Raw genomic sequence first — 22,033 nt, forward strand, 5'->3', positions numbered from 1 at the left:
TCCTAGCGCCACGGGGCGCGGGTATGCGTTTGCGGCCAGACGGGGCTGGCGAGGGTCAGACAGAGCTGGCGGGCGAGGGTGATGATGCCCTGATAGCCGGCGTAGGCGTGCTCGCGCTCCTGATTGATATCGAGAAACGGCAGCCGGGCTTTCCAGGCGGTGTACATATTGCGTCCGCCGGCGATCATCAGGTCGGCCTGATAGCGGTACACCACGTCGAGCAGGGTGCGGGCATTGCCCTCCTCAAGCATCACCGCCTCGTCGCCCATCAGCTCACGGATCCGCTGTTTGTCCTCCTCGGTGGATTTCCGCGTGCCGGTGGCCACCACGGTCATGCCGAGATCCTGCAGGGCCGATACCACCGACCAGGATTTCACGCCGCCGGTGTAGAGCAACACTTTGCGCCCGCGGAGCTGCTCACGCCACGGCGCCAGGGCCTGCTCCGCCGCCTGCTCTTCGCGGGCGATCAGCGCCTCGGTGCGGCGGCACAGGTCGTCATCCCCCAGCAGCGTCGCCAGCTGGCGCAAGGCGTCGGAGGTGGCGCGGATCCCGTAGAAGCTGCCTTCAAACCACGGCGTGCCGTAGCGCAGCTCCAGCCCCCGGGCGACGTTGATCAGCGCGCGCGAGCACACCAGCATATTGGCCTGCGCCCGGTGCAGGGTTTGGATCTCGGCAAAGCGGCCGTCGCCGGAGAGGCTGCCGAGGACGCGGATCCCCAGCTCATCCAGCAGCGGCTGGACCTGCCAGAACTCGCCGGCGATATTGAATTCGCCAATCAGGCCGATATCGTGGCGCTGGGCCGGGGCAAAGGGCGTGTTGTCCGGCCACGGGGCGGGTTCGCGCTGGCCAATCACCTGCCTGAGCATCACGTCGCCCGCCATTCGGTTGCCAAGATTTTTACTGCCGTAGAAACCGGCGGCGTCAATAGCGATGACCGGGACGCCGGTGGCGGTCTGTGCGGCCTGGCAGACCGCCTCGATGTCATCGCCCTCCATCGCCGGTACGCAGGTGTTGTAGATAAAGACCGCCGCCGGATGATAGCGGTCGACGATGTGACGCACGGCGTGGAACAGGCGGCGTTCGCCGCGGCCCATAATCACATCCTGTTCGTTAAGATCGGTGGTAAAGCCGAGCCGGTTGAGGGCCGGGCCGGCGCTGACGCTGCCGCGGTTATCCCACGAGCTGCCCGCGCAGCCGATGGGGCCGTGCACCAGGTGCGCGACGTCGGCGATGGGCAGGAGCGTTATCTGCGCGCCGTCGAAGGCGCAGCCGCCGGCGGTAGCGCCGGGCTTAGGGGCGCTGCAGCCGGATTTTTGCTTCTGGTTGTGCTCGCAGGCGGGTTCGTCCAGCAGCGCCAGAATTTCCTTTCCCTTCATAGTGACCTCGTTGACGGTGGGAGACCGGAGAGGTGATGCAATTCGCGCTCCAGGGAGAGGGAGATTGATTTTTAAGGGAAAAGGGTTGTGGGTTTTGCGACAAAGGCAACAATCAAACAGGGGGAAGGCATGATTTATCGCGCTGATAACTGGATTTACCGCGACAGTATTGCCGCATACTGGCGAATGACTCGCCGCGAGGGGGTTGGGTCGCGTAAAGAAAATTGGCGAGAACGCAGGCGCACATCAAGGGCTGGCCGCCAGGACGGCGGCCAGAGGGCGGTCGAGACAGGGATGTCGAGTCCGCCCGTCCCGCCAGATGAAGCCGGAGTGGAGCGTACCGCGCAGCGGCAATTTTCAGCGCAATGCCGGGGGTCATGGGGGGCGAGCGAAACGCCCCCCATGCCGTTCACCTGTTGAGAAGTTTATTTATGACTAAGGAGTGAATGTGAACGGAACCTTCTGTTAAACAGAATTTTTTTGCCTTTGTGCGGCAGTGGTTTGCGATAATCTGGCCAGAAAAAAAAGGCCCGCGGGGTCGGCGGGCAACAAGCACAACACAACGATTAAAAAACACGTTCCTCCAGAGGGTTATCCCGGTTGAGGCGCTTCGCCAGCCACGGCGGCAGCCGACCGGCCAGCATCGTGCTTACCGCGTCGCACTGAGCCTGAATCGTCGTGCCTGGCGGCGCTTTCATCGGATGGATCTGATGGCGGATCAACCTCGCGGCGGCAGGCCCGCCAATCTCCTGACAAAACAGCAGATGGCAATCCTCCAGCAGCCTGGCGCGCATCTCGCTGGCGTCCGACGCCGCAGAAGAAGACGCATAGCGGCGCAGATCCGCCAGCCAGCCGCCCTGGTCATCGAAGGCATAGATAAAAAACAGCCGGTTCTGGCCAAAATGACCATTGATGGCCAGGCCATCCTGCGAGCAAAAAGCGACCCGCAGCTGCGGCGTTCGCTGAGGGGGGCGGGCGATGCGCAAATGGCCGGGCAGCACCCCCTGCAGGCAGGCGATGACCCGCGCCCAGCGGGCCGGGGACATCACCGCCGTCGCCGAAGGAAAGCTGGCGGCCAGCTGAGGCTGCGTCAGGGTGGTTAACCGTGCCGGGGTCAACGTTTCGCCGCACTCCTGCGCCAACCAGTCGACGACTTGCACCGGCTGCAGCTCCGGCAGCGTCTGGAACAGCGCCAGCAGACGCCAGAAAAGGGTATCGTTGTCGGACATTTCCAGCTCCTTATAGCAGCGTGCTGCGAGTGGCGCGCAGGCTTATCGGGAAGACGGGTCGCCCCGGCTGCGGATTGACGTAGTAGCGACGTCCCCCTTCGAGGGCAATCGCGCCGCCCCAGCGGTCCGTCTCGTCATGTTCGACCTGGAGCACCCGGGCCTCCAGATCCTGTTTGGCGATATAGGCATACAGCGCCTCGCCGCGCTCACGGAAAATCACGATGGGCATACTCCCTCCTGGCCCCGCCTGCGGCGGGGCGCCTGATGGTTAACGAACGAGGTCGAAGCTGTAATCGGTTTTGCCCAACTGGCTGGTGTCGTGGTCCAGTTTTTCCAGCACGGCGTTCACCAGCGTCGTGACGATGTTCATTGCGCCTTCATAGCCCCAGGTGGTCTGGCGGTGCAGATGATGGCGGTCGAACAGCGGAAAGCCCAGACGGATCAGCGGCACTTCGAAGGCTTTGCCCTTTGCCAGGGTATCGCGCTGGATAAACTTGCCGTAGGAGTTACCGATCATAAAGTCCGGCTGACGGGTGAACATCAGCGACCGGAAGTGCCACAGGTCGCAGTTGATGAACACTTCGCTTTCCTGACCGTACGGCGAGGCATCGAGCATTTTCTTCATCGCTTTTTGCCAGCGTTTATTGGCGTTATGACTGAGGATCACCGTCGGCTCGCAGCCCAGCTCCAGCAGGAAGCGCGTCAGCCCCATCACGAAATCCGGATCGCCGTAGAGGCCGAATTTTTTGCCATGCAGCCAGGTGTGGGAATCCAGCATCATGTCGACCAGCCGGCCGCGCTCCAGAGTCAGAGCGTCGGCGATCGGTTTGCCGGTCAGCTGACTGACGGTCATCAGCAGCGCGTCGGTGGCGGCCAGGCCCAGCGGAACGGCCACCTCGGTGGCGGGCTGGTTCCACATCTCCTGAACCACCTTTTTGCTTTTCACCAGCTGCCACGGCTGCAGCAGCAGGGTGTCAATGGCGTCCGGCGCGGTTTTGATCTCCTGCTGGCTGGTGCCGCCGGCGTACATCCGGTAATGGCCGTCGGCGGGGGTGTCGAGCACCTCTGATGGGTCGGAGAGCAGGCTGCACGGGACATCCATCTGCGCCATCATCCGCTTCAGCACGCGGAAGTTGCCGAGATAGGTCTCAAATCCGGTCACCAGATTGAGCTTTTGCTGTTTGCCCGGCTGCCCGGCGTAGTCAGCGGTAAAGGTCTTCGCGAACCCTTCAAACATATTGTCCCAGCCGGTGACATGGCTGCCGATAAAGCTGGGGGTATGGGCGTAAGGAATGGCGATGCTATCGTCAACAAATCCCTCTTTTTTGGCGTTGGCGATAAACGCCTGCAGATCGTCGCCGATCACCTCGGCCATGCAGGTGGTGGAGACGGCGATAATCTCGGGTTTATACAGCGCGCTGGCATTCTGCAGGCCCAGATTCATGTTGTTGTTGCCGCCGAACACCGCCGCGTCCTCGGTCATGGAGTCGGAGACGCAGGCGACAGGCTCTTTAAAATGGCGGTTAAAGTAGGTGCGAAAATAGGCGACGCAGCCCTGGGAGCCGTGCACGTAGGGCAGGGTGCCGGCGAACCCCAGCGCGCAGAGTACGGCGCCGAGCGGCTGGCAGGCTTTTGCCGGGTCGACGGTCAGCGCCTCGCGCTGGAAGTTCAGCGCTTCATACTCGGCGGTGGTGGTCCAGGCAAAAACCTCCTGCACACGCTGCGCGTCGTGCGCCTCTTCAAGGGTCTTTTTATTCTGGAACAGGGTCTGGTATTCATCCTGTTCAAACAGCGGATAACAGCTGTGAATTTTATCGATCGTTTGGCTCATGGTGTTCTCCTCCCGCGCCACAAATCGGTGGACTGACGGGACAGTGAAGGGGCAATCACGCAGACTTCAGCCACGGGGCAGTCAGTTCGTTCCACGCCGGATTGTTCAGGGTCATATCCATATCGCGGGCAAAGATGGCGAAGCCGTCATAGCCGTGATAGGGGCCGGAATAGTCCCAGGAGTGCATCTGGCGGAACGGCACCCCCATTTTCTGGAAGATATATTTCTCTTTGATCCCGGAGCCGATGAGGTCAGGTTTCAGCGCTTTGACGAAGGCCTCCAGCTCATAGCTGCTGGCATCGTCAAACAGCAGGGTGCCCTCTTTCAGGTCCGGCAGGGTGCGGTCGTAATCATCGTTATGGGCAAACTCGTAGCCGGCGGCGATGATCTCCATCCCGAGATCCTCATAGGCGCCGATGACGTGGCGCGGCCGCAGCCCCCCCATGTACAGCAGCACTTTGCGCCCCTCCAGCCGCGGGCGATATTTGGCGATGATGGCCGCCATCTGCCCCTCATATTTGGCGATCACCGCTTCCGCATTGGCGCGAATGGTGTCATCAAATTGATCGGCGATCTTGCGCAGCGATTCGGCGATTTTGGTCGGGCCGAAGAAGTTATATTCCATCCATGGGATCTGATGTTTCTCCTCCATATGGCGGGCGATATAGTTCATCGAACGGTAGCAGTGGACGAGGTTAAGCTTAACGAATGGGGTGTTCTCCATCTCCACCAGGGTGCCGTCGCCGGACCACTGCGCCACTACGCGCAGCCCCATCTCTTCCAGCAGAATGCGCGAGGCCCAGGCGTCGCCGCCGATGTTGTAATCGCCAATGATGGCAACATCGTACGGGGTGCTGGCAAACGGCTGCCCTTCGCGATTGTTCAGCACCCAGTCGCGCACCACGTCGTTGGCGATATGGTGGCCCAGCGATTGCGATACGCCGCGAAAGCCTTCGCAGCGCACCGGGATCACCGGTTTATCCAGCGCCTTGCTGCTGGCGTTGGCTACGGCGCTGATGTCATCGCCGATCAGGCCCACCGGGCACTCCGACTGGATGGTGATCCCTTTGGTCAGCGGGAACAGCAGCTCCATCTCTTCGATCAGTTTGGTCAGCTTTTTATCGCCGCCGAAAACAATATCGCGCTCCTGAAAATCAGAGGTGAAGTTCAGGGTGCCGAAGCTGTCGACACCGCTGACGCCGGTATAGTAGTTGCGCCGTCCGGCGCGCGAATACTGGCCGCAGCCGATGGGGCCGTGCGAGATATGGGCCATGTCTTTGATTGGCCCAAACACCACCCCTTTCGAGCCCGCATAGGCGCAGCCGCGCACGGTCATCACCCCGGGCTGCGATTTACGGTTCGAGATAATGCACTTGCCGACGCTCTCCATCTGCGGATCGCTGATCATCATGTGCTTTCTGCGCTCTTTGCGCGCGGTTTCGGGAAACACCTCCAGGACTTCCTGGATGAGCGCAAGGTTACGTTCGCCTGTTGCGTTGGTCATGGTGAGGATCCTGTGCTCAGGCCGCGTTTTCTTCAGCGGCGGTTTTACCAATGATGCTGGTGTCTTCTTCTTCCATGATGCCGAACTCCATCAGCAGCGATTCCAGCTCGTCCATGGTGCACGGCGTTGGCACCACTTTTTTGGTGTTATTGACGATCTTCTGCGCCAGTTGACGATATTCATTCGCCTGCTGACAGGTCGGGTCGTACTCGATCACCGTCATCCGGCGGATCTCCGCGCGCTGCACAATGTTGTCGCGGGGAACGAAGTGGATCATCTGCGTGCCAAGCTTCTCCGCCAGGGCGATGATCAGTTCGTCTTCCCGGTCGGTTTTGCGCGAGTTACAGATCAGGCCGCCGAGGCGCACCTTGCCAGATTTGGCGTACTTCACGATCCCCTTGGAGATATTGTTGGCGGCATACATCGCCATCATCTCGCCGGAGCAGACGATGTAGATCTCCTGGGCTTTGTTTTCGCGGATCGGCATGGCGAAGCCGCCGCAGACTACGTCGCCGAGGACGTCATAGAAGACGAAATCCAAATCTTCTTCATAGGCGCCTTCTTCCTCGAGGAAGTTGATGGCGGTGATCACCCCGCGTCCGGCACAGCCGACGCCTGGCTCCGGGCCGCCGGATTCGGCGCAACGGACATCGCCATAGCCGATTTGCAGCACGTCTTCGAGCTCCAGATCCTCGACCGAGCCCACTTCCGCCGCCATCTCCATGATGGTGTTCTGGGCTTTAGCGTGAAGGATCAGACGGGTGGAGTCCGCTTTCGGATCACAGCCGACGATCATCACTTTCTTACCCATCTCGGCGAGGGCCGCGACGAGATTCTGGGTTGTGGTGGATTTACCGATACCGCCTTTACCGTAGATAGCGCATTGACGCATGGTCATGGTGACTTCTCCTGTTGTTGAGTGTTTGCCAGCAGAGAAGTGCAGGGAACGTACCAGCTGCGAATTTTTTCTCAGTTATTTGATAAATAAGTATTTTTTGTAAAGCAGTCGCGCAGGGAGGCTGAGCAAACGGCACAATAACGCTACCAAATGTGCGAAACAGAACAATTTCCCGCCACGGGCCCGGCGCGGCGCTTTGTCACCTGTTCAACAGCTTGTCGCGCACAGTGTCTTATTCCCCGCAATCCCGCCGGACGGGCCTGCGCGTTTCTTCCCTTAACCTGTTGAATTGATGAGTGACAGGCGGCAATTTGCGAGCTGGCACAGGCTGTGCTTGGAGAGGTGACAGGGTTTGCCGCGGGCTGCCGCGGTAAAGAGAACGCTCACCTTTGAGGATTGAACGATGTCCGGAAACATGAAAACAATGGATGGCAACACGGCGGCGGCCTGGATCTCCTACGCCTTTACCGACGTGGCGGCCATCTACCCCATCACCCCCTCCACGCCGATGGCGGAAAATGTCGATGAATGGGCCGCTAAGGGGAAAAAGAATCTGTTTGGCCAGCCGGTGCGCCTGATGGAGATGCAATCCGAAGCCGGTGCCGCCGGGGCGGTGCACGGCGCGCTGCAGGCGGGAGCGCTCACCACCACCTACACCGCGTCGCAGGGGCTGCTGCTGATGATCCCCAATTTGTACAAAATTGCCGGTGAACTGCTGCCGGGTGTTTTTCACGTCAGCGCGCGGGCGCTGGCGACCAATTCGCTGAATATTTTTGGCGACCACCAGGACGTGATGGCGGTACGGCAGACCGGCTGCGCCATGCTGGTAGAGAATAACGTTCAGCAGGTGATGGACCTGTCGGCGGTGGCGCACCTGGCGGCGATCGCCGGGCGGATCCCGTTTATCAACTTCTTCGACGGCTTTCGCACCTCGCACGAAATACAGAAGATTGAGGTGCTGGCGTATGAGCAACTGGCGACGCTGCTGGACCGGCCGGCGCTGGAGCGCTTTCGTCGGCAGGCGCTGCACCCGGATCATCCGGTGATCCGCGGCACCGCGCAAAATCCGGATATCTACTTCCAGGAGCGGGAGGCCGGTAACCGCTTCTACCTCGCGCTGCCCGATCTGGTGGAAAGCTATATGGCGAAGATCACCGCGCTGACCGGGCGGGAATATCACCTGTTTAATTACCACGGCGCGCCGGATGCCGAGCGGGTGATTATCGCCATGGGCTCAGTGTGCGACACCGTCCAGGAGGTGGTGGAGACGCTGAATGCGGAGGGGGAGAAGGTGGGGCTGCTCAGCGTCCATCTCTATCGGCCGTTCTCGCTGGCGCACTTTTTCGCGCAACTGCCCGCCAGCGTGCAGCGTATTGCCGTCCTTGACCGCACCAAAGAGCCGGGGGCGCAGGCGGAACCGCTGTGCCTCGACGTCAAGAGCGCCTTCTATCAACGCGACGATGCGCCGCTGATCGTCGGCGGCCGCTACGCGCTCGGCGGTAAGGACGTGCTGCCCAACGATATCGCCGCGGTGTTTGACAACCTCAGGCAGCCGCTGCCGAAGGACGGATTTACCCTGGGTATTGTCGATGATGTCACTTTTACCTCGCTGCCCGCCCGGCAGGAACCGCTGGCGGTCTCCCATGCCGGGATCACCGCCTGTAAATTCTGGGGGATGGGCTCGGACGGCACCGTCGGGGCGAACAAAAGCGCCATCAAGATCATCGGCGATAACACGCCACTCTACGCCCAGGCCTACTTTTCCTACGACTCGAAAAAGTCCGGGGGGATCACCGTTTCGCACCTGCGCTTTGGCGACCGGCCGATCACCTCGCCCTACCTGATCCACCGGGCCGATTTTATCGCCTGCTCTCAGCAATCCTATGTCGACCGCTACGACCTGCTGGAGGGGCTGAAGCCGGGAGGCACCTTTCTGCTCAACTGCAGCTGGTCCGAGGCAGAGCTGGAGCAGCACCTGCCGGTCAGCGTCCGGCGCTATCTGGCGCAGGAAAAGATCGACTTTTATACCCTTAATGCGGTGGACATTGCCCGCGAGCTGGGCCTCGGTGGGCGCTTTAACATGCTGATGCAGGCGGCGTTCTTTAAGCTGACGGCGATTATCGATCCGCAAACGGCGGCAGACTATCTCAAGCAGGCGGTGGAGAAAAGCTATGGCAGCAAAGGGGCGAGCGTCATTGAGATGAACCAGCGGGCTATCGAGCTGGGGATGGCGGCGCTGCACCGGGTGACGGTACCCGCCCACTGGGCGACCCTCGAGGCGCCGGCACCGCAGGCGAGCACCCTGATGCCGGACTTCATCCGCGATATCCTGCAGCCCATGAACCGCCAGCGTGGCGACCTGTTGCCGGTGAGCGCCTTCGCCGGAATGGAAGACGGCACCTTTCCCTCCGGCACCGCCGCCTGGGAGAAGCGCGGCATCGCGCTGGAGGTGCCGGTCTGGCAGCCTGACGGCTGTACCCAGTGTAACCAGTGCGCCTTTGTCTGCCCGCATGCGGCGATCCGCCCGGCGTTACTGAGCCCTGAAGAGCAGGACACGGCTCCCGCCGGGCTGCTGAGTAAACCCGCCCAGGGGGCCAAAGACTATCACTATCATCTGGCTATCTCGCCGCTGGACTGCTCCGGCTGCGGCAACTGCGTGGAGAGCTGCCCGTCGCGCGGCAAGGCGCTGCAGATGGTCTCCCTCGACAGCCAGCGTGCGATGGCTCCGGTCTGGGATTACGCCCTGGGACTGGCGCCAAAAGATAACCCGTTTCGCAAAACGACGGTCAAAGGCAGCCAGTTCGAAACGCCGCTGCTGGAGTTTTCCGGCGCCTGCGCGGGTTGCGGAGAAACGCCCTATGCCCGGCTTATCACCCAGCTGTTTGGCGACCGGATGCTGATCGCCAACGCCACCGGCTGCTCTTCGATCTGGGGCGCCAGCGCGCCTTCGATGCCCTATACCACCAACCATCGCGGCCACGGACCGGCGTGGGCAAACTCGCTGTTTGAGGATAACGCCGAGTTCGGTCTCGGCATGATGCTTGGCGGCCAGGCGATCCGCCAACAGATCGCCGAGGAGCTGACCGCCGCGCTGGCGCTGCCGGTCAGCGACGCGCTTCACGCCGCGATGCGGCAGTGGCTGGCGCAGCAGGATGAGGGGGAGGGGACCCGCGAGCGCGCGGACCGCCTCAGTGCGTTGCTGGCGGCGGAAAAAGAGGGCGTCCCGCTGCTGGAGCAGCTCTGGCAGAACCGCGACTATTTCGTCCGGCGTTCGCAGTGGATCTTCGGCGGCGACGGCTGGGCCTACGATATCGGCTTTGGCGGCCTCGATCATGTGCTGGCCAGTGGGGAAGACGTCAATATTCTGGTGTTTGATACCGAGGTCTACTCCAACACCGGCGGCCAGTCGTCCAAATCGACCCCGGTGGCGGCGATCGCCAAATTTGCCGCTCAGGGGAAACGCACGCGTAAAAAAGATCTCGGCATGATGGCGATGAGCTACGGCAATGTTTACGTTGCCCAGATCGCCATGGGCGCCGATAAAGATCAGACCCTGCGGGCCATCGCCGAGGCCGAGGCCTGGCCGGGACCGTCGCTGGTGATCGCCTATGCCGCCTGTATCAACCACGGCCTGAAAGCCGGGATGCGCTGCAGTCAGCGCGAGGCGAAGCGGGCGGTGGAGGCGGGATACTGGCACCTGTGGCGCTATCATCCGCAGCGGGAAGCCGAGGGCAAAACGCCGTTTATACTGGACTCCGAAGAGCCGGAAGAGAGTTTCCGCGACTTTTTGCTCGGCGAGGTGCGCTATGCCGCGCTGCATAAAACCACGCCGGATCTGGCGGACGCGCTGTTCCGGCAAACGGAGGACGATGCCCGGGCCCGTTTCAGGCAGTATCAGCGGCTGGCGGGAGAGGAGTAGGCTGTGGGTTAGCGATTCACGGCTGCTGCATCACGTTCAGCAGCGTATCCAGCAGGCCGGGAAAACGGGCGTCCAGATCTTCCCGGCGCAGCGAAATCATGTTCTCCCGTCCCTGAGGCCGTTGCCAGATCACACCGCTGTCGCGCAGGACGCGCCAGTGGTGGGTCATGGTGGACTTGGCCACCTCTTCCTGGCGCAGAGCGTTGCAGCTCAGCTCGCTGCCGTCGGCCAGCGTGCGGATGATCTCCAGTCGCAGTGGGTTACCGAGCGCGGAAAGGACATTTTCCAGGCGAATTTGTTCTCGTTCGGGGTGATTGGCGATCATAATAATCCTGTGTCGGCAGTGGCGCGGCGCATGGCAGCCGCAGCCCATATCGGCGGCTGGCGGCTACTATACCCAAACTCCGGTTCTGATGCCACGCGCGCCGCCGCAACCTGACCAATCGTAATAATAGCAAAAATAGTTCGAATATACTCGTACAGTTGTACTATGATAGGCGGCAGTTAAATGAACTGCGGATCATTCCGACCGCAGACTGACAGTCAAAACGACTAAGGACGCATCATGCCCCGACCCATCCCCCTCGAACGTTATCGCAACATCGGTATCTCCGCGCATATCGATGCCGGTAAAACCACCACTACCGAGCGCATCCTGTTTTACACCGGGATGAGCCATAAGCTGGGTGAAGTACACGATGGCGCGGCAACCACCGACTGGATGGCCCAGGAGCAAGAGCGCGGGATCACCATTACCTCGGCGGCGGTAAGCTGCTTCTGGCCGGGTATGGACCGCAGCTTCGAGCCGCACCGGATCAATATCATCGACACCCCGGGGCACGTGGATTTCACCATTGAGGTGGAACGTTCCATGCGCGTGCTCGACGGCGCGGTGATGGTGTATGACTCCGTCGGTGGGGTGCAGCCCCAGTCGGAGACCGTCTGGCGCCAGGCGAATAAATACCACGTTCCGCGGCTGGCCTTCGTCAACAAGATGGACCGCCCCGGCGCGGACTTCTTCCGCGTGGTGCAGATGATGATCGACCGTCTGAAGGCTAACCCGGTGCCGATTGTGATCCCCATTGGCGCCGAAGAGCATTTCACCGGCGTTGTCGATCTGGTGAAAATGCGCGCCATCCTGTGGGATGACGCCACCCAGGGCATGACCTTCAGCTATGGGCCTGTCCCTGACGATCTGCTGGCGACGGCACAGCAGTGGCGGGAGAAAATGGTCTCGGCGGCGGCGGAAGCCAGCGATGAGCTGATGGATAAATACCTGGAAACCGGTGAGCTGGACGAGGCGGAGATCGTTGCTGGTCTGCGCCAGCGCACGGTGAAGGGGGAAATCCAGGCGGTGCTCTGCGGGAGCGCCTTTAAAAACAAAGGCGTGCAGCGCATGCTCGATGCGGTGGTGGAGCTGATGCCGTCGCCGCTGGATATTCCGGCGATACAAGGCGTTGATGAGAAAGGCCAGCCGGCGGAACGCCATCCGAGCGACGATGAGCCGCTGTCGGCGCTGGCGTTTAAACTGATGACCGACCCCTACGTCGGCCAGCTGACCTTTATCCGCGTCTACTCCGGGACGCTGAAGAAAGGCGATGCGGTGTGGAACCCGGTGAAGGGCAAGAAAGAGCGCATCGGGCGTATCGTGCTGATGCAGGCCAACGACCGCCACGAAGTTGACGAACTGCACGCCGGGGATATCGCGGCCTGCGTCGGTCTGAAGGATGTGACCACCGGTGATACGCTGTGCGATCCGGATGCGATCATTACCCTCGAACGGATGGAGTTTCCGGAGCCAGTGATTTCGCTGGCCATCGAGCCGAAGACCAAAGCGGATCAGGAGAAAATGGGCATCGCGCTGCAGCGGCTGGCGGCGGAAGATCCGTCGTTCCGTCTACATACCGATGAAGAGTCCGGCCAGACGATTATCTCCGGCATGGGCGAGCTGCATCTGGAGATCATTGTCGACCGGATGAAGCGCGAGTTTGGCGTCGAGGCCAACATTGGTCGTCCGCAGGTCACCTACCGCGAAACCCTGCGCAAGAAAGTGACGGACGTGGAAGGCAAATTTGTGCGCCAGTCCGGCGGCAAAGGGCAGTACGGGCACGTCGTGCTGACCCTGGAGCCGCTGGAGCCGGGCAGCGGTTTCGTCTTCGAGGACGCCACCAAAGGCGGCGTGGTGCCACGCGAGTACATCCCTTCCGTGGAGAAAGGGCTGCGCGAAGCGATGGGCACCGGCGTGCTGGCGGGTTATCCGGTGGTTGACGTGAAAGCGACCCTGACCTTCGGGTCGTACCACGACGTGGACTCCTCGGAGATGGCGTTCCGCATGGCGGCGATCTTTGGCTTCCGGGAAGGCGCGCGCAAAGCGGATCCGGTGATCCTTGAGCCGGTGATGCACGTCGAGGTGGAGACGCCGGAAGAGTACGCCGGGAATATTATGGGCGATCTCTCTTCCCGTCGCGGGATGGTGCAGGGGATGGAAGAGCGCTTCGGCAGCCAGATCATCCGCGCCGACGTGCCGCTGGCGGAGATGTTTGGTTATTCCACCACGCTGCGCTCGATGTCTCAGGGACGGGCAACCTACAGCATGGAGTTCCACCATTACGCGGAAGCGCCGCGTAATGTGGCGGATGAAATCATCGCCAGCCGCGCGAAAAGCTAAGCAACGTTCCCGGGTGCGACACGAGGCGTCTTACCCGGGCTACGAGTCCAGCCATCGTTTGTAGCCCGGGTAAGGCGTTAGCCGCAACCCGGGAATGTCAGCCAATCAGACAATATCCTGTGCGTATTGCCACAGCGCCTTCAGCTGCGCCAGCTTCTCTTTATCATCCGCATACTGCTGATACAGTTTGTAGCCCGGGTAAGGCGTTAGCCGCAACCCGGGAATGTCAGCCAATCAGACAATATCCTGTGCGTACTGCCACAGCGCCTTCAGCTGCGCCAGCTTCTCTTTATCATCCGCATACTGTTGATACAGCATCTGCAGCTCATCGGCATAGGCCTGCAAAAACTCTGGCGTAAACACCTGACGACGGTGCTCTAACCAGCGCTGCTGCTCATGTTCATCGAGCGTGCCGGGGAAGTTGCGCGCCCGATAGTTAAACAGCAGGCGTTCGATACGCTTATCGGCGAAGGTAATATCCAGCGCCGGCAGATTGCGCGGTTCGGTTTCCAGCACGATTTTCATCGCCGCGCGGTCGGCATCGCTAAAGAACCCATTGTAAAGCTGGGCGTCGACGTTTTCGGACGGCACGAACGGCTCGGCTTCGGCATAGACCGCCACCACTTTCTCCCGCACCTGCGGATTCGCCCGCAGCAGCTGGGCATTCTCCAGACAGCGCTGAATGGAGATCCCCAGCCGGTCGGCATCCTGCGGGCGCAGGGTATTGGCCTGAGCCAGCACCGGACATTTATTGAGATGCACCAGCTTGATCGGCGCCGCCGGCAGATCGCCAAGCTCGGCGCGCGGGGTGTAAAGCCGCTCGCGCAAGGCATCGGCATCGAGCTCCAGCAGCGGCGCCATATCGCCCGCCAGATCGACCATAATCACCGCATTGCGGTTTTCCGGATGCCAGGCCAGGGGCGCCACCAGGCTGGTGTTGCCGCGCGCGGCGCCAAACATGCCGGAGACATGCACCAGCGGTTTCATCTGCGGCACGTCGATGAGCGTCGCCAGCTTGCGCTTATTGCGGTGGCTGTAGAGATAATCAAACAGCCGCGGCTGCCGGGTTTTCACCAGTTTCGCCATGGCGATGGTGGCGTACACATCGGCCATCGCGTCATGGGCGTTCTGGTGCTCAATACCGTTGGCGACGGTCAGATGTTCAAGCCGGAAGCTGGGCAAACCCTCGTCATTCTCCGGCCAGGTGATCCCTTCCGGACGCAGGGCATAGCAGGCGCGCATCACGTCGAGCAGATCCCAGCGCGAGTTATCGTGCTGCCAGCTCCAGGCATAAGGGTCATAGAAGTTGCGATAGAAGATATTCCGCGTCACTTCGTCATCAAAGCGCACGTTGTTATAGCCGACGATGCAGGTTTGCGGCACCGTGAACAGATCGTGGATGCGGCGGGCAAACGCGGCCTCATTATCCCCTTTGGCCAGCGCTTCCTGCGGGGTGATCCCGGTGATCATCACCGCCTGCGGCTGCGGCAGATAATCGTCAGCGGGCTTGCAGTAAAACACCTCGGGCTCGCCGATCACGTTCAGCTCCGCGTCGGTGCGGATGGCGGCGAACTGCGCCGGCCGGTCGAGGGAAGGGCTGGTGCCGAAGGTTTCATAATCGTGGAATAAAAATCCGGGCTGGTTGACGCTATCTTGCATAGTCTGTTCATTATCCGTGGTGGCGTGCGACCGGTATGGTAAACGATTTGCCCGGTCATCAGAAGGGTAACGGCAAGCAACTTCCTCTGCTGTGTCATATTTTCTTGCAATTAAACCCTGATATGAAACGCGAAGTTCCGTAAAAAGGACGGCGGATCTGTAAATCTAGAGGATATGCCGTTGAAAGGCCGTTTGTTTATTGCTGTATCTTTGCTCGCTTCGAGCGTTTCCTGCGCATTTGCCGTCGACTTCCCTGCTACGGTCGCGCCACCGGCTATTCAGGCTGGCTCCTGGGTGCTGATGGATTACACCACCGGTCAGGTCCTGACCGCGGGTAACGAACATCAGCAGCGCAATCCTGCCAGTCTGACCAAACTGATGACCGGCTACGTGGTCGACCGCGCCATCGACAGCCATCGTATCACCTTTGACGACATCGTCACCGTGGGTAAAGACGCCTGGGCGAAGGGCAACCCGGTGTTCGACGGGTCATCCCTGATGTTCTTAAAACCAGGGGATCGGGTCAGCGTCCGCGACCTCAGCCGTGGGCTGATTGTCGACTCCGGTAACGACGCCTGCGTCGCGCTGGCCGACTATGTCGCCGGCGGCCAGCCGCAGTTTGTCGCCCTGATGAATCAGTATGTCGAAAAATTGCACCTGCGGGATACCCATTTCGAAACCGTCCACGGCCTCGACGCCCCGGGCCAGCACAGTTCTGCCTATGACCTCGCGGTGCTGTCGCGGGCGATTATTCATGGCGAACCTGACGTCTACCACATGTACAGCCAGAAAAGCCTGACGTGGAACGGGATCACCCAGCAAAACCGTAACGGTCTGCTGTGGGATAAAACCATGAACGTCGATGGCCTGAAAACGGGCCACACCTCGGGCGCCGGGTTCAACCTGATCGCCTCGGCGGTGGATGGCCAGCGCCGGCTGATCGCCGTGGTGATGGGGGCGGACAGTCCGAAAGGCCGCGAGCAGCAGGCCGCTAAACTGCTGCACTGGGGGCAGCAGAACTTTGACACCGTGCAGGTGCTGCAGAAAGGCCAGAAGGTCGGCACCGAACGCATCTGGTACGGCGATAAAGAGCAGATTAAGCTCGGCACCGATCAGGATTTCTGGTTAGCGCTGCCGAAGGCGGAAGTGTCGCGGATTAAAGCGAAATATGTGCTGGATAAGAAGGATCTGGAGGCGCCGATCGCCGCCAACCAGCGGGTCGGCGAGATTTCGCTGTATGACGGCGACAAGGTGGTGGGGCACTATCCGCTGGTCACCCTCGAAAGCATCAATAAAGGCGGGGTGTTCTCGCGAATGAGCGATTACCTGCACCACGAGCTGTAACCATGATAACCGCCTCTTTGCAGGCGGTTTTTTTCGTCTGTCGCTCCTGCTGGCGGGGCGCCTGTTTTTTCAGCAGTGTGATGGCGACTCTGTGAATTCGCGCACATACTGAGGGGGGATCTCCTGTTAAATTAACTGTATATTCATACAGTCATTTATCTCCAAAGGAGGCAAGATGAACTACAGCATCACCACCCTCGGCAAGAAAACCATTGCCGGTTTCCATCTGGTCGGGCCCTGGGATCAAACGGTCAAGCAGGGGTTTGAGCAACTGATGATGTGGGTTGAGAACCATCAGGTGCCCGCCCGTGAATGGCTTGCCGTCTACTACGATAACCCGGAGGAAGTGCCGGCGGAAAAACTGCGCTGCGCCACCGTGGTCGCCGTTGACGAGGATTACGTCATTCCCGCCAACAGCGAAGGGGTGATACTGGCGGCGATTGCCGGCGGGGATTACGCCTGCGCCCGCGCGCGGGTGGTGGATTACGATTTTGCCACCCCGTGGATGCAGTTTTTCGACAGCCTGCTGCAGAGCACAACGTATCGCGTGGCCCCCAGGCCCTGTTTTGAGATCTATCTCAACGACGGCAACCACGACGGCTACTGGGATATCGACATGTATGTCCCCGTTGAGCGCGTCGCGTCGTAGCGGTTTACCCCTGTTCCGGACAAGGATTTTTACATTCCCGGCACGCTCCGGGCGAAAAAGCAGTTACAATTGGCCTTTTCGTTTTGCCGGAGAGGGTTGTGCGCGCTGATAAATCACTCAAGCCATTTGAGATCCGCTTGTATCGCCATTATCGGGTGGTGCATGGCGTGCGGATTGCGCTGGCCTTTGTGCTCACTTTTTTGCTGGTGCGGCTGCTGAACGTGCCTGAGGGGACCTGGCCTCTCATCACCCTGGTGGTGGTGATGGGGCCGATCTCCTTCTGGGGCAACGTCGTGCCGCGGGCGTTTCAGCGCATCGGCGGCACGATCCTCGGCTCGGCGCTGGGGCTGGTGGCGCTGAAGCTTGAGCTCATCTCCCTGCCGCTGATGGTCCTCTGGTGCGCGGCGGCAATGTTCCTCTGCGGCTGGCTGGCGCTGGGCAAGAAACCCTATCAGGCACTGCTGATCGGCATTACCCTGTCGGTGGTGGTCGGGGCGCCGCCCGGCGATATGCATACCGCGCTGTGGCGAAGCGGCGACGTGATCTTCGGCTCGCTGCTGGCGATGCTGTTTACCGGTATCTGGCCGCAGCGGGCGTTCATCCACTGGCGCATCCAGATGGCCAGCTATGTCGCCAACTTTAACCGCCTCTACCAGGCCGGCTTCTCGCCAAATCTGGTGGATCGGCCGCGGCTGGAAAAGCATCTCCAGCAGGCGCTGAACGACGTCGTCAAAATGCGCGGGCTGATCACCCCCGCCAGCAAAGAGACGCACATCCAGAAGGCGATCTTCGAGGCTATCCAGACCGTCAGCCGCAACCTCGTCTGCATGCTGGAGCTGCAGATCAACGCCTGGTGGGCCACCCGTCCGGGTCATTTTGTGATGCTCAATGCGCACACCCTGCGGGAGACGCAGCAGATGACCCAGCAGACGCTGTTGGCCATCGCCCACGCCTTGTATGAAGGGAACCCTCAGCCTGTGCGCGCCAACAATGAAAAGCTGAATGAGATCGTTCTCGAACTGCGCCAGCTGATGAAAGAGCAGGGTGACGACAGCCTGGCGGAAACCCCAATTCATGGCTATGTTTGGCTCTCGATTGAACTGGCGCGCCAGCTGGAGCTGCTGTCGCATCTGATCTGCCGCGCGTTGCGCAAATAAGCACCAGATGCACCGGGTAACTGCATGGGTTGTTTCGATTCAGCAGCGTTTAGGGTTATGATAAACGCAAAGGAAAAAACATTGTCATCAGCGACTGCTAGCAGTTATGTTAGCCCTATAACGCAGTCGCTTTACGAATCCGAATCTCAATTATTAGGGGTGTAAAAATGGAAACAACTAAGCCTTCTTTCCAGGACGTACTGGAGTTTGTTCGTCTGTACCGTCGTAAGAACAAACTGCAGCGTGAAATTCAGGACGTTGAGAAAAAGATCCGTGATAACCAGAAGCGTGTTCTGCTGCTGGACAACCTCAGCGACTACATCAAACCGGGCATGAGCGTGGAAGCTATCCAGGGCATCATCGCCAGCATGAAGAGCGATTACGAAGATCGCGTTGATGATTACATCATCAAAAATGCCGAGCTGTCCAAAGAGCGCCGCGACATCTCCAAAAAACTGAAAGTGATGGGCGAAGCCAAAGTCGAAGGCTAATCCCTGCCGGTCCGGCGGCGATCGACGTCGCCGGGCTGTTCTGCTTTACCTCCCCATTCGTCTCTTTTTCTGCAAAACTTTGTCCCGGCAACTGACTCTCCTCACCGACTCTTTGCTATACTGCCCCGCGAAAACGTATTGATATCGGAAAGGTTTCTCTCATCCTGGCCGGGCATCTGACGCAGCGGCGTCAGAGCGATATCTCAACACCTCTCACCTCTCCGACGATCGATTCGCCAGAAGACAAACTCAGGTGCTGACCGGGCGTGACCGAACTCTTCCGCTGCTTTCGCCGACAGGAGTCAACCTCACGTGATTAAGTCATTCTTTGCTGCACTCTCGTTTATCAGCCGCCTGCCGGTCCCGGCGCGGTTATCTCAGGGCCTGGAGATCGAACAGTACCAGCGCAGTATCGTCACCTTTCCGCTGGTCGGTTTACTGCTCGGCGCCATCGCCGGCGCAGTGGCGCTCCTCCTGCAGCCGTGGTGCGGCGTCCCGCTGGCGGCGCTGTTCGGCGTGCTGGCGCTGGCGCTGCTCACCGGCGGATTTCACCTTGACGGGCTGGCTGATACCTGCGACGGCATCTTCTCCGCCCGCACCCGCGATCGGATGCTGGAGATCATGCGCGACAGCCGGCTGGGCACCCACGGCGGGCTGGCGCTGATCTTCGTGCTGGTGGCGAAAGTGCTGGTGGTCGGCGAGCTGCTGCTGCGCGATACCCACCCCATCGCCGCGCTGGCGGCGGCCTGCGCCGTCGGTCGCGGAATGGCGGTGCTGCTGATGTATCGTCATCGCTACGCGCGGGAAAAGGGGCTGGGCAATCTGTTTATTGGCAAAGTTAGCCTGCAGCAGACGCTGGTGACGATGGCGATGGGGGTAGCGCTGGCCACCGTCCTGCTGGGGCTGCAGGGCCTGCGCGCCGCGCTGATCACCCTGGTGCTGATCTGGGGTCTGGGATGGGCGCTGAAGCGAACCCTCGGCGGGCAGACCGGGGATACTCTCGGGGCGGCGATTGAGCTGGGTGAATTACTCTTTTTACTGGCGCTGCTGTAAGGCCTGGCGCCAACGATGAGGAACAGAATGGAAACACTTTCTGCGTTACTGGCTGCCATTCCGCAGCCCGATGTGGCGGGCATGGCGCGCGCTCAGCAGCATATTGATGGCCTGTTAAAGCCGCCCGGTAGCCTTGGCCGTCTGGAGACCCTGGCCGTGCAACTGGCTGGTCTGCCGGGGCTGCAGGGGCAGCTGGCGCTGGCGGAGAAGGCGATAGTGGTCATGTGCGCCGACCATGGCGTCTGGCATGAAGGCGTGACGCCTTCGCCGCAGGTGGTGACGGCCATTCATGCCGGCAATATGGTGCGGGGCAACACCGGCGTCTGCGTGCTGGCGGCGCAGGCCGGGGCCAGGGTGCAGGTGGTGGATGTCGGCATCGATGCCGACCCGCTGCCGGGCCTGATTAACCTCAAGGTGGCCCGCGGTAGCGGGAATATCGCCCGGACGGCGGCGATGAGTCGCCAGCAGGCGGAGACGGTGCTGCTGGCCAGCATGCATCTCACCCGCCAGCTCGCCGCCGACGGGGTGAAAGTTTTTGGCGTCGGCGAACTGGGAATGGCCAATACCACCCCGGCCGCAGCCGTGATCAGTGTCCTGACGGGCAGCGATCCTGACGCCGTGGTGGGCTGTGGGGCCAATCTGCCGCTGGCGCAGCGGGGCCATAAGGTGGCGGTGGTGCGCCAGGCGATAGCCCTTAACCAGCCGAACCCGGAAGAGGGGCTGGATGTCCTGGCGAAGGTGGGCGGTTACGATCTGGTGGGCATGACCGGGGTGATCCTCGGGGCGGCCTCCTGTGGCCTGCCGGTGGTGCTGGATGGCTTCCTCTCCTATGCCTCTGCCCTGGCGGCGTGTCGCATGGCCCCGACGGCGCATCCTTATCTTGTCCCTTCGCACTTGTCGGCGGAGAAAGGGGCGCAGATCGCCCTGGACGCGCTGGGTCTGCGGCCCTATCTCGATATGGACATGCGCCTGGGAGAGGGCAGCGGCGCCGCGCTGGCCATGCACCTGCTGGAGGCCGCCAGCGTGATGTACAACCAGATGGGAACGCTGGCGCAGAGCAACATTGTGCTGCCCAATACCGCGCCGTCGTCCTGATGGTAGAGCGCATCGTCTCCACGATGGGGGGACGATGCGCTGCGTTTACAGCGCCTGCTGCCAGATCGCCTGGGGCAGGAGGTAAACCTGCGCCGGGGCGCGCATGCCGTCGGTGACAATATGGCGGATGCCGCTGGCCATCACCGCCAGGGTGACGTCAAAAGCGTTCAGGCTGTCGCCGAAGCCCGCGGTCAGGTTGAGCATCGAACCATTGGCCAGCAGATAGATGGTTTTGTCGGCCATGCGGTAGGCGTTGATATACGGCATCACCTCTTCCTGAGGGTACTGGCGCAGGTACTCGCCGTCGATCTCTTCCGCCACGTGGCCGACGTTAAGGATAAAGACTCCCGCTTTCGCGCGCTCCAGCGCCTGGCGATTAACCACGTTTTTCCCGCCTGTCGCCGTGGCCACCACGTCCGCCGAGGCGATAGCCTCCTGCAGATCCACCACGTGCCAGCCGTCGTAGGCCGCCTGCAGACGACGGGCAGGATCGATCTCCGCCACCATCACCTGACCGCCAAAGGCTTTTGCCGCCGCCGCGACGCCCTGGCCGACCGGGCCGTAGCCGATCACCAGCACTTTTTTCTCATGCAGGGTGAGATGAGTGGTCTGGAAGAAGGTGTGCCAGGCGGTGAGACCGACCATATGGCGGTTGTGCAGCCCCTCTTTGACCGGCAGATCGTCCCAGTTAAAGATCGGATAGCCTGGCTGAATATCGCCCAGCCGATTGACGCCCGAGCCAGTGGCTTCCAGACCCGCCACGATGTTACCAAACTCGCCGCGCTGGTGGAGCAGGGTGGTGATATCGGCGCCCATCTCGCACAGGTGAGTGGGCTGCCAGGCAATCGCTTTTTCCCATGACTGTTGCCAGTCGGCGTCGCTCATATTGCGCCACGCGCAGGCATCGGCGCCGCGCTCCACCAGCCAGGCCACCACGTCGTCCTGCACGGTGGTGGGGTTACAGGTGGTTAAAAAGACCTGAGCGCCCTTGTCGAGGATCCCCTGCACCAGCGGGATCATTTTCATGTCGAGGTGCATACAGCAGGCCAGGCGCACGCCGCTGAGGTCGGGCAGGGCGGCGACCTGACGCAGGGTACGCGGCATATTCTGACTGGCCCATGCCACTTCTTTCACTAAAGAGATTTTATTATTCACTGGGT

The 22,033-nt window shown here is 60.9% G+C and carries 18 protein-coding genes; 8 read left to right on the top strand and 10 right to left on the bottom strand.

Features of this window, described 5'->3' with window-relative positions; all coding sequences use genetic code 11:
• Positions 1-2: 2 nt before the first annotated feature.
• From nifE to nifH, 6 genes are all read right to left on the bottom strand, one after another.
• Entirely contained in the window at positions 3-1,376 is a 1,374-nt protein-coding gene (gene nifE, locus AC3EMD_RS08550; RefSeq protein ID WP_060876524.1) for a nitrogenase iron-molybdenum cofactor biosynthesis protein NifE, read from the bottom strand.
• A gap of 566 nt (positions 1,377-1,942) precedes the next feature.
• On the bottom strand, positions 1,943-2,605 hold the full coding sequence (locus tag AC3EMD_RS08555) for a NifB/NifX family molybdenum-iron cluster-binding protein (RefSeq protein ID WP_008804132.1): 663 nt from the start codon (positions 2,603-2,605) through the stop codon (positions 1,943-1,945).
• 10 nt (positions 2,606-2,615) lie between these two features.
• Complete coding sequence (nifT, locus tag AC3EMD_RS08560; RefSeq protein WP_004203557.1) at positions 2,616-2,834, bottom strand: putative nitrogen fixation protein NifT; 219 nt, start codon at positions 2,832-2,834, stop codon at positions 2,616-2,618.
• 39 nt (positions 2,835-2,873) lie between these two features.
• Positions 2,874-4,436, bottom strand: coding sequence for a nitrogenase molybdenum-iron protein subunit beta (gene nifK, locus AC3EMD_RS08565; RefSeq protein ID WP_008804133.1), 1,563 nt, complete (start codon positions 4,434-4,436; stop codon positions 2,874-2,876).
• 55 nt (positions 4,437-4,491) lie between these two features.
• Complete coding sequence (gene nifD / locus AC3EMD_RS08570) at positions 4,492-5,940, bottom strand: nitrogenase molybdenum-iron protein alpha chain (protein ID WP_012541112.1); 1,449 nt, start codon at positions 5,938-5,940, stop codon at positions 4,492-4,494.
• A gap of 16 nt (positions 5,941-5,956) precedes the next feature.
• Entirely contained in the window at positions 5,957-6,838 is an 882-nt protein-coding gene (gene nifH, locus AC3EMD_RS08575; RefSeq protein WP_004203553.1) for a nitrogenase iron protein, read from the bottom strand.
• Positions 6,839-7,241: 403 nt separating this feature from the next.
• On the opposite strand from nifH, the gene nifJ reads away from it, so the two are divergent.
• Positions 7,242-10,757 carry a pyruvate:ferredoxin (flavodoxin) oxidoreductase gene (gene nifJ / locus AC3EMD_RS08580; protein WP_302074030.1) on the top strand — a complete coding sequence of 1,172 codons (3,516 nt, stop codon included), beginning with the start codon at positions 7,242-7,244 and terminating at the stop codon, positions 10,755-10,757.
• Positions 10,758-10,773: 16 nt separating this feature from the next.
• Here nifJ and AC3EMD_RS08585 read toward each other — a convergent pair whose 3' ends face one another.
• Complete coding sequence (locus AC3EMD_RS08585; protein ID WP_008804136.1) at positions 10,774-11,082, bottom strand: ArsR/SmtB family transcription factor; 309 nt, start codon at positions 11,080-11,082, stop codon at positions 10,774-10,776.
• 240 nt (positions 11,083-11,322) lie between these two features.
• Here AC3EMD_RS08585 and fusA point away from each other — a divergent pair, with 240 nt between their 5' ends.
• On the top strand, positions 11,323-13,425 hold the full coding sequence (gene fusA / locus AC3EMD_RS08590; RefSeq protein WP_008804137.1) for an elongation factor G: 2,103 nt from the start codon (positions 11,323-11,325) through the stop codon (positions 13,423-13,425).
• A 105-nt stretch (positions 13,426-13,530) separates the two neighbouring features.
• On the opposite strand, the gene AC3EMD_RS08595 is transcribed toward fusA, so the two are convergent.
• Positions 13,531-13,659: a hypothetical protein gene (locus AC3EMD_RS08595; protein WP_254914408.1), complete on the bottom strand. Its 129-nt coding sequence runs from the start codon at positions 13,657-13,659 to the stop codon at positions 13,531-13,533.
• A complete protein-coding gene (sbcB, locus tag AC3EMD_RS08600; RefSeq protein ID WP_032733314.1) occupies positions 13,660-15,084 on the bottom strand; it encodes an exodeoxyribonuclease I in 1,425 nt (474 codons plus the stop codon).
• Positions 15,085-15,264: 180 nt separating this feature from the next.
• Here sbcB and dacD point away from each other — a divergent pair, with 180 nt between their 5' ends.
• The 6 genes from dacD (at position 15,265) to cobT (ending at position 20,873) form a co-directional block, all read left to right on the top strand.
• The gene (gene dacD / locus AC3EMD_RS08605) at positions 15,265-16,428 is read left to right on the top strand and encodes a serine-type D-Ala-D-Ala carboxypeptidase DacD (protein WP_016161444.1); all 1,164 of its coding nucleotides are present in this window, start codon (positions 15,265-15,267) and stop codon (positions 16,426-16,428) included.
• Between the two features lie 175 nt (positions 16,429-16,603).
• On the top strand, positions 16,604-17,077 hold the full coding sequence (sbmC, locus tag AC3EMD_RS08610; protein ID WP_016161443.1) for a DNA gyrase inhibitor SbmC: 474 nt from the start codon (positions 16,604-16,606) through the stop codon (positions 17,075-17,077).
• 98 nt (positions 17,078-17,175) lie between these two features.
• Entirely contained in the window at positions 17,176-18,234 is a 1,059-nt protein-coding gene (locus AC3EMD_RS08615; protein WP_302074031.1) for an FUSC family protein, read from the top strand.
• Positions 18,235-18,401: 167 nt separating this feature from the next.
• The gene (locus AC3EMD_RS08620) at positions 18,402-18,725 is read left to right on the top strand and encodes a DUF496 family protein (protein ID WP_002911883.1); all 324 of its coding nucleotides are present in this window, start codon (positions 18,402-18,404) and stop codon (positions 18,723-18,725) included.
• A 312-nt stretch (positions 18,726-19,037) separates the two neighbouring features.
• The gene (gene cobS, locus AC3EMD_RS08625; RefSeq protein WP_008804142.1) at positions 19,038-19,778 is read left to right on the top strand and encodes an adenosylcobinamide-GDP ribazoletransferase; all 741 of its coding nucleotides are present in this window, start codon (positions 19,038-19,040) and stop codon (positions 19,776-19,778) included.
• Between the two features lie 27 nt (positions 19,779-19,805).
• Positions 19,806-20,873 carry a nicotinate-nucleotide--dimethylbenzimidazole phosphoribosyltransferase gene (gene cobT, locus AC3EMD_RS08630; RefSeq protein WP_008804143.1) on the top strand — a complete coding sequence of 356 codons (1,068 nt, stop codon included), beginning with the start codon at positions 19,806-19,808 and terminating at the stop codon, positions 20,871-20,873.
• A gap of 45 nt (positions 20,874-20,918) precedes the next feature.
• Here the strand turns inward: cobT and AC3EMD_RS08635 are convergent, their stop codons facing one another.
• The gene (locus AC3EMD_RS08635; protein WP_302074032.1) at positions 20,919-22,028 is read right to left on the bottom strand and encodes an adenosylhomocysteinase; all 1,110 of its coding nucleotides are present in this window, start codon (positions 22,026-22,028) and stop codon (positions 20,919-20,921) included.
• Positions 22,029-22,033 lie beyond the last annotated feature (5 nt).

The sequence above is a fragment of the Klebsiella sp. PK18 genome (genome assembly GCF_057784655.1).